This window comes from Agromyces sp. NPDC056965 (assembly GCF_042673425.1).
In the GTDB taxonomy this organism is placed as follows: Bacteria; Actinomycetota; Actinomycetes; order Actinomycetales; family Microbacteriaceae; genus Agromyces.
Genome location: NZ_JBHURI010000088.1, coordinates 1 through 16,044, shown reverse-complemented (window position 1 = coordinate 16,044; position 16,044 = coordinate 1). Strand labels below are relative to the sequence as shown.

General features: G+C 69.9%; 14 protein-coding genes. 12 read left to right on the top strand and 2 right to left on the bottom strand.

The annotated features are described in order from the left end of the window. Nucleotides 1–109 precede the first annotated feature (109 nt). From ACFTQE_RS17395 to ACFTQE_RS17345, 11 genes are all read left to right on the top strand, one after another. Nucleotides 110–757, top strand: coding sequence for an amino acid ABC transporter permease (locus ACFTQE_RS17395; protein ID WP_376926253.1), 648 nt, complete (start codon nucleotides 110–112; stop codon nucleotides 755–757). Beyond that, nucleotides 754–1,680 carry an amino acid ABC transporter permease gene (locus ACFTQE_RS17390; protein WP_376926252.1) on the top strand — a complete coding sequence of 309 codons (927 nt, stop codon included), beginning with the start codon at nucleotides 754–756 and terminating at the stop codon, nucleotides 1,678–1,680. Before ACFTQE_RS17395 ends, ACFTQE_RS17390 begins: the two co-directional genes overlap by 4 nt. A gap of 43 nt (nucleotides 1,681–1,723) precedes the next feature. Beyond that, nucleotides 1,724–2,764 carry a phenylalanine--tRNA ligase subunit alpha gene (gene pheS / locus ACFTQE_RS17385; protein ID WP_376926251.1) on the top strand — a complete coding sequence of 347 codons (1,041 nt, stop codon included), beginning with the start codon at nucleotides 1,724–1,726 and terminating at the stop codon, nucleotides 2,762–2,764. Between the two features lie 3 nt (nucleotides 2,765–2,767). Next, the gene (gene pheT / locus ACFTQE_RS17380) at nucleotides 2,768–5,293 is read left to right on the top strand and encodes a phenylalanine--tRNA ligase subunit beta (RefSeq protein ID WP_376926250.1); all 2,526 of its coding nucleotides are present in this window, start codon (nucleotides 2,768–2,770) and stop codon (nucleotides 5,291–5,293) included. A gap of 438 nt (nucleotides 5,294–5,731) precedes the next feature. After that, a complete protein-coding gene (argC, locus tag ACFTQE_RS17375; RefSeq protein WP_376926249.1) occupies nucleotides 5,732–6,775 on the top strand; it encodes an N-acetyl-gamma-glutamyl-phosphate reductase in 1,044 nt (347 codons plus the stop codon). After that, on the top strand, nucleotides 6,772–7,923 hold the full coding sequence (gene argJ / locus ACFTQE_RS17370; RefSeq protein WP_376926248.1) for a bifunctional glutamate N-acetyltransferase/amino-acid acetyltransferase ArgJ: 1,152 nt from the start codon (nucleotides 6,772–6,774) through the stop codon (nucleotides 7,921–7,923). Before argC ends, argJ begins: the two co-directional genes overlap by 4 nt. 2 nt (nucleotides 7,924–7,925) lie before the next feature. Further along, on the top strand, nucleotides 7,926–8,834 hold the full coding sequence (gene argB, locus ACFTQE_RS17365; protein WP_376926247.1) for an acetylglutamate kinase: 909 nt from the start codon (nucleotides 7,926–7,928) through the stop codon (nucleotides 8,832–8,834). Then, entirely contained in the window at nucleotides 8,831–10,018 is a 1,188-nt protein-coding gene (locus ACFTQE_RS17360) for an acetylornithine transaminase (RefSeq protein WP_376926246.1), read from the top strand. Before argB ends, ACFTQE_RS17360 begins: the two co-directional genes overlap by 4 nt. 33 nt (nucleotides 10,019–10,051) lie before the next feature. After that, nucleotides 10,052–10,981 (top strand): ornithine carbamoyltransferase, encoded by a 930-nt coding sequence (gene argF / locus ACFTQE_RS17355; protein ID WP_376926245.1) that lies wholly within the window; start codon nucleotides 10,052–10,054, stop codon nucleotides 10,979–10,981. Further along, the gene (gene argH, locus ACFTQE_RS17350; protein WP_376926244.1) at nucleotides 10,981–12,474 is read left to right on the top strand and encodes an argininosuccinate lyase; all 1,494 of its coding nucleotides are present in this window, start codon (nucleotides 10,981–10,983) and stop codon (nucleotides 12,472–12,474) included. The genes argF and argH overlap by 1 nt, the downstream gene beginning before the upstream one ends. After that, entirely contained in the window at nucleotides 12,471–13,088 is a 618-nt protein-coding gene (locus tag ACFTQE_RS17345; RefSeq protein ID WP_376926254.1) for a DNA-3-methyladenine glycosylase, read from the top strand. Before argH ends, ACFTQE_RS17345 begins: the two co-directional genes overlap by 4 nt. A gap of 3 nt (nucleotides 13,089–13,091) precedes the next feature. Here ACFTQE_RS17345 and ACFTQE_RS17340 read toward each other — a convergent pair whose 3' ends face one another. Further along, nucleotides 13,092–13,694, bottom strand: coding sequence for a hypothetical protein (locus tag ACFTQE_RS17340; protein WP_376926243.1), 603 nt, complete (start codon nucleotides 13,692–13,694; stop codon nucleotides 13,092–13,094). Then, nucleotides 13,691–14,296, bottom strand: coding sequence for a DNA-binding protein (locus ACFTQE_RS17335; RefSeq protein ID WP_376926242.1), 606 nt, complete (start codon nucleotides 14,294–14,296; stop codon nucleotides 13,691–13,693). The genes ACFTQE_RS17340 and ACFTQE_RS17335 overlap by 4 nt, the downstream gene beginning before the upstream one ends. 107 nt (nucleotides 14,297–14,403) lie before the next feature. Here ACFTQE_RS17335 and tyrS point away from each other — a divergent pair, with 107 nt between their 5' ends. Continuing rightward, entirely contained in the window at nucleotides 14,404–15,705 is a 1,302-nt protein-coding gene (gene tyrS / locus ACFTQE_RS17330) for a tyrosine--tRNA ligase (RefSeq protein ID WP_376926241.1), read from the top strand. The last annotated feature ends 339 nt before the right edge of the window (nucleotides 15,706–16,044 follow it).

Below are 16,044 nucleotides of genomic sequence, written 5' to 3'. Positions count from 1 at the left end.
GGGCAGGCCGAGGCCGCGCGAAGCGTCGGACTCGGGTTCGGTCAGACGGTGAGCCTCATCGTGCACCGCCCGGGCCGCGTACCCTCCCCACTGACCGGAACGGAGACGCGTGGACGCCGTCATCGAGAACCTGCCGATCTACTGGCGCGGTTTCACCATGACCCTGCTGCTGCTCGGCGCGAGCGGAGTCTCGGCACTCGTGCTCGGCACGATCATCGCGGCCATGCGCATCTCGCCGGTCGCTTCGCTCCGAGGGTTCGCCACCGTCTACACGGAGCTCGTGCGCAACACGCCGCTGACGCTCGTGCTCTTCTTCTGCGCGATCATCCTTCCCTACCTCGGCTCGCGTCTCGACTACACGACGGCCGCGATCATCGGACTCTCGGTCTACACCTCGCCGTTCGTGGCGGAGGCGCTTCGTTCGGGCATCAACGGCGTGCCGATCGGGCAGGCCGAGGCCGCGCGAAGCGTCGGACTCGGGTTCGGTCAGACGGTGAGCCTCATCGTGCTGCCCCAGGCGTTCCGCATGACGATTCCGCCGCTCATCAACGTCTTCATCGCGCTGACGAAGAACACCTCGGTCGCGGGCGGATTCTTCGTGGTCGAGCTCTTCGCCTCGACCCGTGAGCTCGCGAACCTCAACGGTGACGCCGTCATCGCGATCCTCCTCGGCGCAGCGACCTTCTATCTCGTGATCACCATCCCGCTCGGTGTGTTCGCGGCCCAACTCGAGCGCAGATGGGTGGTGCAGCGATGAGCGGAACGAGCGTCCTCTTCGACGCCCCGGGTCCGAAGGCACGACGACTGTCGCTGATCTCGTCGATCATCGCCGGCGTGCTGATCCTCGCAGGGCTCACCTGGATCGTGCTGACCCTCGCCGCACCGCGTGAGAGCGGCGGCATCACCCTTCCGGGCTACTTCGACCCCAGCCGGTGGGACATCTTCGCCGACCCCGAGTTGTGGAACCGGATCATCACGGTCGGTGTATGGGGCACCCTCCAAGCGGCTCTGACGGCGTCGGTGTTCGCGGTCGCGCTGGGCATCCTCCTCTCGCTCCTCCGGAGCTCGGAGATCGCGTGGATCCGAATCCCCACCGCGGTCGTGCTCGAATTCGTCCGCGGCATGCCGGTGCTGCTGATGATGCTGTTCATCCTCCTCGTGCTGAACACCGGCGCGTTCTGGGCAGTCGTCGCAGCGCTGACCCTCTACAACGGCGCCCTCATCGGCGAGGCGCTCCGCGCCGGGCTCGCGGCACTGCCGCGCGGACAACGCGAGGCCGGGCTCAGCCTCGGCATGCGCCCGCTGCAGTCCAAGATGCTCGTGGAGTTCCCGCAGGCCTTCCGGCAGATGCTGCCGATCATCGTGGCCCAACTCGTGGTGCTCCTGAAGGACACCTCGCTCGGCTACATCGTCGGCTACGTCGAACTGCTGCGGGTCAACATGAACCAGCTCGCCACGTTCTACGGCAACCGCTACCTGTTCTCGTTCTTCATCGTCACGCTCGTGCTCTACCTGATCATGAACCTCTCGCTCTCGTGGTTCGCACGCTGGCTGTCGAAGCGCACCGCGTCGAAGTCGAGCGGCACGAGACTCGATCCCGAGGATCCGAACCAGGCGATGCTCGTCGCGCAGGCGACTGCCACGGCGCGTCAGTCCGAAACGCAGCACGGCGGCATCTGACGCGACCCGAGTCGGCGGGTCTCGCCCGGTAGACTCGGTTCTCGTGTCCGAGCCCCGTGAAATCACCGAGAGCGCCGTCCAGACGGCGGTCGACGCAGCCCTCGCGGCCATCGCGTCGGCCGGCGACTCCGCCGCGCTGAAGCAGGTCCGCACCGAGCACACCGGCGACAAGTCCGCCCTCGCGCTCCTGAACGCCGAACTCCGCAACGTCCCGAACGAGCAGAAGGCCGCACTCGGCAAGCTCGTCGGCGGCGCCCGCGGTCGGGTGAACCAGGCGTTCGCCGCCCGCGAGGCCGAGATCGTCGAGGCCGAGGCCGCCGCGCAGCTCGCGGCGGAGGCGTTGGACGTCACGGCCCTCGCGTCGCGGTACCGTCCGGGAGCGCGGCATCCGCTGTCCCTCCTGCAGGACCGCGTCTGCGACGTCTTCACCGGCATGGGTTGGGAGATCGCCGAAGGCCCGGAGGTCGAGAGCGAGTGGTTCAACTTCGACGCGCTGAACTTCGACGCCGACCACCCCGCGCGCGCCATGCAGGACACGTTCTTCGTCGACCCGCCCGAGTCGCACCTCGTGCTGCGCACGCACACGAGCCCGGTGCAGATCCGTTCGATGCTCGAGCGCGAACTGCCGCTCTACGTGCTCGCACCGGGTCGCGTCTACCGCACCGACGAGTTCGACGCCACGCACCTGCCCGTGTTCATGCAGTTCGAGGGCGTCGCCGTCGACAAGGGCCTCACGATGGCCCACCTCAAGGGCACCCTCGATCACTTCGTGAAGTCGATCTTCGGCGACGAGGCGAAGATCCGCCTTCGCCCGAGCTTCTTCCCCTTCACCGAGCCGTCGGCCGAGCTCGACTTCTGGCACCCGACCTTCAAGGGCGGCGCGCGCTGGATCGAGTGGGGCGGCTGCGGCATGATGCACCCCAACGTGCTGAAGGCGGCCGGCATCGACCCAGAGGTCTACACCGGGTTCGCCTTCGGCATGGGCATCGAGCGCGGGCTGATGCTCCGCAACGACGTGCAGGACATGCGCGAAATGGTCGAGGGAGACATCCGCTTCTCCCAGCAGTTCGGAATGGTGGTCTAGAACATGCGGGTTCCACTGAGTTGGCTCGCCGAGTACGTCGAGCTCGTGCCGGGCACCACGCCCGAAGACGTGCACGCCGCCCTCGTCAAGGTCGGCCTCGAAGAGGAGGACGTGCACACGTTCGACCTCGAGGGCCCGATCGTCGTGGGCGAGGTGCTCGAGTTCGTCGAGGAGCCGCAGTCCAACGGCAAGACCATCCGCTGGTGCCAGGTGCGCGTCGCGCCCGAGGGTGAGACCGCGGCCGACGGCGGCGACGCCGTGCACGGCATCGTCTGCGGTGCCCGCAACTTCTTCGTGGGCGACAAGGTCGTCGTGACGCTGCCGGGCGCCGTGCTGCCCGGGCCGTTCCCGATCGCCGCCCGCAAGACCTACGGCCACGTCTCCGACGGCATGATCGCCTCGGCGCGCGAGCTCGGCCTCGGTGAAGACCACGACGGTATCCTGCGGCTCTCGACGCTCGGCATCGACGCACCCGTCGGCACCGACGCGATCGCGCTGCTCGGCCTCGACGACGCCGCCATCGAGATCAACGTCACCCCCGACCGCGGCTACGCGTTCTCGATCCGCGGCGTCGCTCGCGAGTACGCCCATGCGACCGGGGCCCGCTTCCGCGACCCGGTCGAGCAGGCTGCGCCGGCGGATGTCTCGGACGACGCGTTCTCCGTCGTGATCGACGACGCCGCTCCGATCCGCGGCAAGATCGGCTCCTCGGTGTTCGCCACGCGCATCGTGCGCGACGTCGACGCCTCGCGTCCGACGCCGCCGTGGATGATCGCGCGACTGAAGCTCGCCGGCATCCGCTCGATCTCGCTGCTCGTCGACATCACGAACTACGTCATGCTCGAGCTCGGCCAGCCGATTCACGGCTACGACCTCGACCAGCTCCGCGGCGGCATCGTCGTTCGGCGGGCCACGGTGGGGGAGAAGTTCACCACGCTCGACGGCAAGGAGCGCACGCTCCACGTCGAAGACCTCGTCGTCACCGACGACCGCGGGCCGATCGGCCTCGGCGGCGTCATGGGCGGCGCGGAGACCGAGATGGGCGACGAGACGCGCAACGTGCTCGTCGAGGCGGCCAACTGGGACCCGGTGTCGATCGCGCGCACCGCGCGTCGTCACAAGCTGCCGAGCGAGGCGGCCAAGCGCTACGAGCGCGGCGTCGACCCCGAGATCGCGGCCGCGGCCGTCTCCCGCGTCGCCCAGCTCATGGTCGACCTCGCCGGCGGCAGCGCCGATGCGGGCGGCTCCCTGATCTCGACCGTGCCGGCGCGCGCGGCGATCCTCCTGCCCGCGGGCTTCGTCTCGTCGATCATCGGCGTCGAGTACACCGAGGCCGAGGTGCACGACGCCCTCGCCGAGATCGGCGGCGTCATCAGCGCCGTCGACGGCGGATTCTCGGTCGTGCCGCCGGCGTGGCGTCCCGACCTGACCGGCCGTGAAGAGCTCGCCGAGGAGGTCGCCCGCTTGATCGGCTACGACCGCATCCCCTCGGTGCTGCCCGTCGCGCCTCCGGGCCGCGGCCTCACCCGCTCGCAGCGGCTGCGTCGTCGCACCGCCGACACGCTCGCGGCCGCCGGATCGGTCGAGGTGCTCTCCTTCCCGTTCGTCTCCGAGGCCGACAACGCGGTGTTCGGCAGTGCTGACGGTGCGCCCGTGGCATCCGTGCGCATTGCGAACGCCCTCGACCAGACCGTGCCGTTCCTGCGTCGGTCGCTCGTTCCCGGCCTGATCGGCGCCGCGCGTCGCAACCTCTCGCGCGGCCTGACCGACCTCGACCTCTTCGAGATCGGCACGGTGTTCCTGCCCGAGCCGGGTCGCACGTACGGGTCGCTCGACCTGCCCGTGGGCAACGAGAAGCCGAGCGACGAGGTGCTCGCTGCGCTCGATGCCGGCATCCCGCCGCAGCCGCGCCACCTCGGTGCGCTCATCGTGGGCGACGTCGTGGCGAAGCAGCCGGGTCAGCCCGCCGTGTCCGCCGGCATCGCCGACGCACTCGATGTCGTGCGCCAGGTCGAACTCGCGACCGGGGCACGCATCGACGTGTCGCAGGGTTCGCACTCGGCGATGCACCCGGGCCGCACGGCCGAGCTGCGCATCGCGGGCGCACTCGTCGGCTACGCGGGCGAACTGCTGCCCGCGCTCGCCCTCGAAGCCGACCTGCCACGGGTCGTCGCGGTCGTCGAGCTCGACCTCGACGCCGTCATCGCCTTGACCGACCCCGCCCTCGAAGCGCGGACGATCGACACGATGCCCGCTGCGACGCAGGACCTCTCGCTCATCGTCCCCGTCGATGTCGCAGCAGCCGAGGTCGCCGCGGCGATCCGCGAGGGCGCCGGCGCGTTGCTCGAGCACCTCTCGATCGTCGACGACTATCGCGGCCAGGGTGTGCCCGCCGGGGCGAAGAGCCTGACGTTCGCGCTCAGGTTCCGTGCCGACGACCGCACGCTCACCGCGGCCGAGGCGAGCGAGGCGAAGCTCGCCGGTGCGGCGCTCGCGAGCGAGCGCTTCGGGGCGACCATCCGCGAGTAGTCGATTCCGAGGAGATCGGCAGTATCGGGGATGATCGGGCAGCACCCGAACCTCTGAATTGCAGATCTCCTCGGAATCGCGGTGGAGAAGGGGCGGGCGCCGAGGCGGAGCGGCCGGCGCCTCCGCGCGCCGCGCGTTTGCACGACACGACCCGCCCCGGATAGGGTCGCTGTATGTCCGCCGCTCGGTTCGCAGCCCCCGCACGCATCTCGCGTGTCGTCGTGGTGCGCAGCCGACGTCGTGGCGAGCGCCGACTCTAGGCGACCCCGCATGCGGCGACGAAGCCGTCAGCAGGTGTCGCCGGAACCGTCCCTCGACCGCTTCGACCATTCAGGTCGCATGCGTCGCCGGGAGCCCGACCTCGACCGCTTCGACCTTTCAGGTCATGTGCATTGTCGTGAGCCAACCCCGACCACTTCAGACCTTTAAGGTGGAACCATGACGTTCACCGTCGCCGTTTCCGGCGCGTCCGGCTATGCCGGAGGCGAGATCCTTCGCCTCCTCGCCGATCATCCCGATTTCGATGTGCGCACCGTGACCGCGCACTCCAACGCCGGCCAGCCGCTCATCGCGGTGCAGCCGCACCTGCGCAGCTACACGCACCTCACGCTGAAGGACACGACGGCCGAGAACCTCGCCGGCCATGACATCGTGTTCCTCGCGCTCCCGCACGGGGCATCCGGTGCGATCGCGGCGCAGCTGGCGCCCGAGACGCTCGTCATCGACTGCGGTGCCGACCACCGCCTCGAGAGCAAGGCCGACTGGGCGGCGTTCTACGGCGGCGAGTTCCACGGCGCGTGGACCTACGGCGTGCCCGAGCTGCCGCGGCTGTCGGGCACGCAGCGCGACCGGCTCGCGAAGACGAAGCGCATCGCAGCACCGGGCTGCAACGCCTCGACGGTGGCGCTGTCGCTCGCGCCCGGCATCCGGGCCGGGGTGATCGAGGCATCCGATATCGTCTCGGTGCTCGCGGTGGGGCCGTCGGGAGCCGGCAAGAGCCTGAAGGCGCACCTGCTCGGCTCCGAGATCCTCGGTTCGGCGAACCCCTACTCGGTCGGCGGCGTGCACCGGCACATCCCCGAGATCCAGCAGGCGCTGCGCTGGGCGGGCGGCGGCGATCCCACCATCTCGTTCACCCCGGTCATCGTGCCCATGTCGCGGGGCATCCTCGCGACCTCGACGGCGCGCATCGTTCCCGGCACGGATGCCGCGGCGGTCCGCGCCGCCTGGGAGGACGCGTACGCCGGAGAGCGCTTCGTGCAGCTGCTGCCCGAGGGGCAGTTCCCGCGCACGGCCGACGTGCTCGGTGCGAACACCGCGCTGCTCGGCCTCCAGATCGACGAGAACTCGGGCCGCGTCGTCGTGGTCGCCGCCGTCGACAACCTCGTGAAGGGCACCGCGGGTGCCGCCATCCAGTCCGCGAACATCGCACTCGGGCTCACCGAGTCGACCGGACTCCCCGTGAATGGAGTCGCCCCGTGACCGTCACCCATCCGCTGGGATTCGAAGCCGCCGGCATCGCCGCCGGCATCAAGCGCTCGGGCGCGCTCGACCTCGCGCTCGTCGTGAACCGCGGGCCCGCGCAGCAGGCCGCAGTCGTGTTCACGGCGAACCGGGCGCAGGCCAACCCGATCATCTGGTCGAAGCAGGTCGCGGCCGACGGCGTCGTCTCGGCGATCGTGCTGAACTCGGGCGGGGCCAACTGCTTCACGGGCCCCGAGGGGTTCCAGGTCACCCATCGCACGGCGGAGGCGGTGGCATCGGGCCTCGGCGTCGCAGCAGGCGACGTGCTCGTCTGCTCGACCGGTCTCATCGGCGACCAGCTCGACGGCGAGGTGCTCGAAGAGGGCGTGGTCTCGGCGATCGCCCGCCTCTCCGCCGATGGCGGTGACGACGCGGCCCGCGCGATCATGACGACCGACACGACGCCGAAGCAGGTCGTGGTCGAGGGAGCCGGCTGGTCGATCGGCGGCATCGCGAAGGGCGCGGGCATGCTGGCCCCCGGCCTCGCGACGATGCTGGTGGTCGTGACGACGGATGCCTCGCTGTCGGCCGAGGAGCTCGACACCGCGCTCCGCGCCGCCACGCGCGTGACCTTCGACCGGCTCGATTCCGACGGCTGCATGTCGACGAACGACCAGGTGTCGCTGCTCGCCTCGGGTGCGTCGGGCGTCACGCCCGATCTCGGCGAGTTCACGACGGCCCTCACCGAGGCCTGCCGGAACCTCGCGCTGCAGTTGCAGGCCGATGCCGAGGGCGCGAGCCACGACATCGCGATCGAGGTCGTCGGCGCGGTGACCGAAGACGACGCGGTCGAGGTCGGCCGTTCGGTCGCCCGCAACAACCTCTTCAAGGCCGCGATCTTCGGCAACGACCCCAACTGGGGCCGGGTGCTGGCTGCGATCGGCACGACGAGCGCACCGTTCGACCCGTACCTCGTCGACGTCTCGATGAACGGGGTGCGCGTCTGCCACGCCGGTCGCCCCGACGCCCCGCGCGATCAGGTCGACCTCACGCCGCGCGCGACGCACGTGCTCATCGAGCTGCACGCCGGCGAGGCATCCGCCACCATCTTCACGAACGATCTCACGCACGACTACGTGCACGAGAACAGCGCCTACGCGAGTTGAGCATGAGCGACGACATCGAAACCGAACCCGACGACACCAACGACGCCGCGGCGAAAGCCCAGGTGCTCATCGATTCGCTGCCCTGGCTGAAGCGATTCCACGGCGAGACGATCGTCGTCAAGTTCGGCGGCAACGCCATGGTGAGCCCCGAGCTGCAGCGTGCGTTCGCCGAGGACATGGTCTACCTGCGCTACGCGGGCATCAAGCCCGTCGTCGTGCACGGCGGCGGGCCGCAGATCTCGGCGATGCTCGAGCGGCTCGGCATTCCGAGCGAGTTCCGCGGAGGCTACCGGGTCACGACCCCCGAGACCATGGACGTGGTGCGCATGGTGCTCTCCGGCCAGGTGAATCGCGAGCTCGTCTCGCTCATCAACGAGCACGGACCCCTCGCCTCCGGCCTGTCGGGCGAAGACGCCGGGCTGTTCACCGGGCGGCGTCGCGGCGCCGTCGTCGACGGCGAGGAGGTCGACCTCGGACTCGTCGGCGACGTCGTCGCGGTCGACCCGGCCGCCGTGCTCGCCGAGCTCGACGCCGAACGCATCCCCGTGGTCTCCTCGATCGCCCCCGACGGCGACGTGACCGGGCAGTCGCTGAACGTGAACGCCGATTCGGCCGCGGCGTCGCTCGCGGTCGCGCTCGGCGCGGCGAAGCTCGTGATCCTCACCGACGTCGCCGGCCTCTACCGCGACTGGCCGAACCGCGACTCGCTCGTCTCGGTGATCGACGTGCCCTCGCTCGTCGAACTGCTGCCGAGCCTCGAGTCGGGCATGATCCCGAAGATGGCCGCGTGCCTCGAAGCCGTCGAGGGCGGAGTCGCGAAGGCGGCCATCATCGACGGCCGCGTGCCGCACTCGATCCTGCTCGAGGTCTTCACGCAGTCGGGCATCGGCACCGAGGTGGTGGCGGCATGAACGACTGGCAGCTGCGGTTCGACCAGCGCATCATGCGCTCCATCGGCATGCCGCTCGCGAAGCTCGAGCACGGCTCGGGCGCCTGGGTGACGGATGCCGCGGGCACGACCTACCTCGACTTCCTCGCCGGCATCGCGGTGAACTCCCTCGGGCACGCCCACCCGGTGTTCGTCGAGGCGGTCACCGCGCAGGCGTCGAAGCTCGCGCACGTATCGAACTACTTCACGACCGAACCCGCGCTCGAGCTCGCAGAGCGGCTCGTCCGCCTCGCCGGCGCAGGGCCCGACGGGCGCGCCTGGTTCGGCAACTCGGGCGCCGAGGCGAACGAGGCCGCGTTCAAGCTCGCGCGCCTGAACAACTCGGGCGGTGCGCGCACCCGGGTGATCGCGCTCGTCGACGCCTTCCACGGGCGCACGATGGGCTCGCTCGCGCTGACCGGCAAGCCCCACATGCGTGCGCCGTTCGAGCCGATGGCCGGGGGAGTGGAGCACATCCCCGCGACGATCGAGGCGCTCGAGGCATCCATCGACGATGCGGTCGCTGCCGTCTTCGTCGAGCCCATCCAGGGCGAGGCCGGCGTCGTCGAACTGCCGGAGGGATTCCTCGAGGCGGCACGCGAGCTGACCCTCCGCCACGGTGCGCTGCTCATCGTCGACGAGATCCAGACCGGCGCCGGCCGCACGGGCGAGTGGTTCGGGTTCCAGCACGACGGCATCACGCCCGACGCGATCACGGTCGCGAAGGGCATCGGCGGCGGCATCCCGATCGGCGGCCTCATCACCTTCGGCCGTGCCTCCGAGCTGTACCAGAAGGGCCAGCACGGCTCGACGTTCGGCGGCAACCCGCTCGCGACCGCGGTGTCGAACGCGGTGCTCGGCGAGATCGAGCGCGCCGGTCTCGTCGACAACGCCGCCGTGCGCGGGCCGCAGCTGCGCCGGCGCATCGAGGCGATCGGTTCGCCGCTCGTCGCGGGCACTCGCGGCCGGGGTCTCCTCGTCGGCGTGGCGCTCACGGCACCGGTCGCCGGCGACGTCGTCGCGCACGCCATGCACCACGGGCTCATCGTGAACGCCGCCAATGACACCACCATCCGCATCGCGCCGCCGCTCATCGTCGGCGACGCGGAGATCGACGAGTTCGAAGCACGCTTCGCGCGCGCCCTCGCCGATGCCCACCCGTACTGACCCGACCGACCTCTCCACGAACGGACGCACCACATGACCCGCCACTTCCTCCGGGACGACGACCTCACCCAGGCCGAGCAGACCGAGATCCTCGATCTCGCCGAGCAGCTCAAGGCCGACCGCTGGTCGCAGACGCCGCTCGCCGGCCCGCAGACCGTCGCCGTGATCTTCGACAAGTCCTCGACGCGCACGCGAGTGTCGTTCGCGGTCGGCATCGCCGACCTCGGCGGTTCGCCGCTCATCATCTCGACCGCGAACAGCCAGCTCGGCGGCAAGGAGACCCCCTCCGACACCGCCCGGGTGCTCGAGCGCATGGTCTCCGCGATCGTCTGGCGCACCTACGCGCAGGCGGGTCTCGAGGAGATGGCCGCCGGCACGACCGTGCCCGTCGTCAACGCCCTCTCCGACGACTTCCACCCGTGCCAGCTGCTCGCCGACCTGCTCACCATCCGCGAGCACAAGGGCCGGCTCGCCGGACTCACGGTCACCTTCCTCGGCGACGGCCGCAGCAACATGGCGCAGTCGTACCTGCTCGCCGGCGCGACCGCGGGCATGCACGTCCGCATCGCCGCTCCGGCGGAGTTCGCGCCCGAGGCATCCGTCGTGGCCGACGCCGAGCGCATCGCGGCGACGACCGGCGGGTCCGTCGCCGTCGTCAGCGACGCGCGCGAGTCCGTGACGGGAGTCGACGTCGTCGTCACCGACACGTGGGTGTCGATGGGCAAGGAGGAGGAGAAGGCGCATCGCGTCGCCACCTTCGGCGGGTACCAGGTCGATGCGGAGCTCATGTCGCTCGCGGCATCCGATGCGGTGTTCATGCACTGCCTGCCCGCCGACCGCGGGTACGAAGTGAGTGCCGACGTGATCGACGGCCCGCAGTCGATCATCTGGGACGAGGCGGAGAACCGACTGCACGCCCAGAAGGCGCTGCTCGTGTGGCTGCTCGCCCGGAAGGACGCATGATGAGCGACGTCAACGGCACCGACGACACGGCCGGCACCGAGGCTGGGGCCGACGCCCACGGCACCAACGAGGGCTCGCTCTGGGGTGCTCGATTCGCGAGCGGCCCGTCGCCCGAGCTGCAGCGCCTCTCGAAGTCGACGCACTTCGACTGGCAGCTCGCGGGCTACGACCTCGCGGGGTCCCGGGCGCACGCCCGGGCACTCGCCGCCGCCGGGTACCTCGAAGCCGCTGAGCTGGACGCCATGCTCGCCGGGCTCGACACCCTCGAGGCGCGCGTGATCTCGGGCGAGATCGTCGCCGGCGAGGCGGACGAAGACGTGCACGGCGCCCTCGAGGCCGCACTCATCACGATCGTCGGCCCCGAACTCGGCGGCAAGCTCCGCGCGGGCCGCAGCCGCAACGACCAGATCGCCACGCTCGTGCGCCTCTACCTGAAGGACCACGCCGCGACCATCGGGCGCGACCTCGTGCACCTCATCGACGCGCTCGCCGCGCAGGCCGACGCGCACCGCACGGCGATCATGCCCGGGCGCACGCACCTGCAGCACGCGCAGCCGGTGCTGCTCGCGCACCACCTGCTCGCCCACGCTTGGGCGCTCTCGCGCGACCTCGAGCGTCTCGTGGACTGGACGAAGCGAGCGGATGTCTCGCCGTACGGCGGCGGCGCTCTCGCCGGGTCGACGCTCGGCCTCGACGCGGCATCCGTCGCCCGCGACCTCGGCCTCGCGAGCCCCGCCGAGAACTCGATCGACGCCACCGCGAGCCGAGACGTCGTGGCCGAGTTCGCCTTCGTCACGGCGATGATCGGCATCGACCTCTCGCGCTTCGCGGAGGAGATCATCCTCTGGAACACTCGCGAGTTCGGCTTCGTGACGCTGCACGACGGCTACTCGACGGGTTCGTCGATCATGCCGCAGAAGAAGAACCCCGACATCGCCGAGCTCGCGCGCGGCAAGTCGGGCCGGCTCATCGGCAACCTCACGGGACTGCTCGCGACCCTGAAGGCGCTGCCGCTCGCGTACAACCGCGACCTGCAGGAGGACAAGGAGCCGGTCTTCGACTCCGTCGAGACCCTCGAAGTGCTGCTGCCGGCGTTCACGGGCATGGTCGCGACGCTGACCTTCCACACCGAGCGCATGGCCGAGCTCGCTCCGGCCGGCTTCTCGCTGGCGACGGATGTCGCCGAGTGGCTCGTGAAGCGGCGCGTGCCGTTCCGCGACGCCCACGAGATCACCGGCGCGCTTGTGCGCTACGCAGAGGAGCACTCGCTCGAGCTCGACGCCGTCGACGACGACGCACTCGCGGCGATCTCCCCGCATCTGACGCCCGATGTGCGCGAGGTGCTCACGGTCGAGGGGTCGGTCGCGAGCCGCGACGGCATCGGCGGCACCGCTCCGGTGCGTGTCGCCGAGCAGTTCTCCCGGCTCGCCGACCGCGTGCGGCACCTCGTCGCCGGCCTCCCGGAAGCACACTCCCCGGAGGCGCGCAGCTGAGCGGACTCGTCACCCCCGACCGGGAGTTCTTCGAACAGGATCCCGTCGCGCTCGCACCGCTCCTCCTCGGAGCGGTGCTGCGCTACGACGCTCCCGATGGGCCGGTGGCGATCCGCCTGTCCGAGCTCGAGGCCTACCGTGGCGTCGGCGAGGATCCCGGGTCCCACTCCTTCCGGGGGCGCACACCGCGAAACAGGGTGATGTTCGGTGCACCGGCGCACCTGTACGCGTACTTCAGCTACGGCATGCACGTCTGCCTGAACATCGTCGCGCGTCCGGCGGGCTCCTCGTCGGGCGTGCTCATGCGTGGAGCGACGGTCGTCGACGGACTCGACCTGGCGCGAAGCCGTCGGCCGGGCGTGAACGATCGCGATCTCGCGAGGGGACCGGGCCGGCTCGCGAAGGCGCTCGGGGTACCGCTCGAGGCCGGCGGCAGCGACCTGCTCGCGCCGCCGTTCACGCTGCAGGTGCCGGCGACGCCGCTGCACGCCGCGAGCGGTCCGCGCACGGGCGTCGGGGGAGACGGCGGCGGATCGCAGTATCCGTGGCGGTTCTGGCTGCCCGGCGACGAGGGCGTCTCGCCGTACCGCCGGCACAAGCTCGCGGCTGAGTGACGCTCAGCGCAACGCGAGGTGCACGACGAGTGCGCCGGCGCACGCCCAGATGAGGCTCGCGAAGGTGCCGATGATGAACCGCTCACGGGCCTCCGGCGCCTCGAGCTCGGTGAATCGGCCGACGCCCTTGATGGCGACGACGATCGCGAGCGCCTCGGGGAATCCGGCGATGATCGCGCCCGCCGAGGCGATGCGTTCGAGCACGCCGATCGTGAGGCCGCCGCGCAGCACCTCGCGCTTGGCTGCGGCCTGCACGCCCCGGTGCACTTCGTCCGCCGATCGCTTCTCGGCGACGATGATGCCGCCGTGGAGGCCGGGTGCGACGGTGCCGCCCATTGCGAGGTCGAGTGCCGTGGCTGCGGCCGGGCTGCCGCCGAACACGGCAACGGTGAGGCCGAGCACCGTGATGAGCGGTGCCAGGCCGAACTGCGCGGGGTCGCCTGCGGATGCCGCTGCGAGGAGTGCCACGCCGAGCGAGCCCGCGGCGAACCAGATGTACGCGCGGCGCGGGCGCAGGTACGCGAGCACCGAGAGCGTCGCCGCGGCGATCAGCGAGATCACCAGGGCCGACCAGGTGATGGCATCGGCGATGACGAAGAGGTTCATGCGTGGGCTCCCGTCGAGCTGTCGAGGTTCTCGAGCAGCCTAGCGAGGGCGGGCACGGCGTCGAGCTCTGCACGGATATTGGCCGACTTCATTCGAGAGCTGATCGCCGGGGCGCTGACTCCGAGCTCGTCGGCGATCTCCGACTGCATGGCACCCGCGACGATGCGGTCGTAGACCTCCCAGCCCTGGTCGGACCTCCGTTCGCGGAGGAGGAGGGCGAGCTTGAACAGTGCCTCGACATGCTCGGCGTCGTCGTTCGCGGCCTCGATCGCGAGCCTGGGCGTGCTCTTCTTGGCGCGCTCGACCGCGTCGCGTGCGGCGAAGAACGCCTCGCCGCTCGCCTCCCGGATGTCCGGCGGAAGGGGTTCCCGCACGTCGCCGCATCCGATGCCGACGCTCCAGGCGCCGTCGCGGGTCAGTTCGAAGACGACCTCGACGACGGTGCGGGCATCGCGGGTGATCAGCTGGATCTCGTCTCCTGCGTTGCGCGCGACCGGCAGGAGCAGCTTCTCGCCGTGGGCGCGTTGGATGCGGTCGCGCTCGGCTCCGGCGAGGTCGGCCTGCGTGCGACTGGAGACCTGGTCTGCGGTGACGACGATCATGGCACTCCTTCAGTGTGCAGCCTTCATCGCTGCTCACATAAGCATACAGGTTTAATCCATATTCGGTTAGAGATGAGACCTAATCCGCTCGCTGATACCCTGACGGAGTGTCAGACCCCGTGATCCTCAGTACCCAGCAGAACGACGCCTCATTCGACGACGTCTGGGAGGAGCTCGTCTGGCGCGGCCTCGTGCACGTGTCGACCGACCAGGCTGCGCTGAAAGAGCTTCTCGCGGGCGAGCCGATCACGTATTACTGCGGTTTCGACCCCACTGCGCCGAGCCTGCACCTCGGCAACCTCGTGCAGTTGCTGACGATGCGCCGCATCCAGCTCGCCGGCCACAAGCCGCTCGGCCTCGTCGGCGGCTCGACCGGCCTGATCGGCGATCCGCGGCCCACGGCCGAGCGCACGCTGAACACGAAGGAGACCGTCGCCGAGTGGGTCGGGTACCTGCAGGGGCAGGTCTCGCGGTTCCTCTCGGGCGAAGGCGAGAACGCGGTCCGGCTCGTCAACAACCTCGACTGGACGGGCGGGCTCTCCGCCATCGACTTCCTCCGCGAGATCGGCAAGCACTACCGTGTCGGCACGATGCTGAAGAAGGACGCCGTGGCGTCGCGCCTGAACTCCGACGCCGGCATCAGCTACACCGAGTTCAGCTACCAGATCCTCCAGGGCTTCGACTACCTCGAGCTCTACCGCCAGTACGGCTGCGTGCTGCAGACCGGCGGCAGCGACCAGTGGGGCAACCTCACGAGCGGCACCGATCTCATCCACCGCGTCGAGGGTGCCAGCGTGCATGCGATCGGCACCCCGCTCGTCACGAACTCCGACGGCACGAAGTTCGGCAAGAGCGAGGGCAACGCCATCTGGCTGGATGCCTCGATGTGCAGCCCGTACGCGTTCTACCAGTTCTGGCTCAACACCGACGATGCCGACGTCATCTCGCGGCTGAAGATCTTCACGTTCCTCGGTCGGGAGCGCATCGAGCAGCTCGAAGGCCTCGTCGAGACCGAGCCGTTCAAGCGCGAGGCGCAGAAGGTGCTCGCCCTCGAGGTCACCACCCTGGTGCACGGCGCGGATGCCACGCAGGCCGTGATCGACGCGTCGCGAGCGCTGTTCGGGCAGGGCGACCTCGCCGCCCTCGACCGCTCGACCCTCGAGGCCGCGCTTCGCGAACTCCCGAACACCACGGCGACGACGGATGCCTCGATCGTCCAGCTCCTCGTCGACACCGGGCTCGTCTCGAGCCAGAGCGAGGGCCGGCGCGCCATCGCTCAGGGTGGCGTGTCGCTCGACAACGTGCGCATCGACGACGACACGGCGACGCTCGATGGGCGCGTGGCGGCTGGTGGTCTTGCAGTGCTTCGCCGCGGCAAGAAGACGCTCGCAGGTGTCTTCGTCGAATAGTCGTTCGCAACGGTTCCAGGGCTCCGGTCGTTCACTTCGGTGAGGGCTGGAGCCCTTGTCGTTTGGGGGCTTCTTGGTGCGACACGCCCGGGATGCGGGTGTGATTTGCGTGGGTGGTGGAAGTCCACGTATTGTTATCACTCGTTGCCCCACAGGAGCGGAAGAGCGGAACTGCTGAGAAGCGTCTAGCTCATCCTCCTCAAGTGGCACGATGATCCCGAACCGAGTCGTTGTTTTTCGTCTTGTGTTTGAAGCGTTCGGATGCGTCCCTGGTGGGATGGCCGGATGAGAACGATGAAAGCTCCGGTGGTTCGGCCCTTGTGTGGGTCGGTTGTCGGG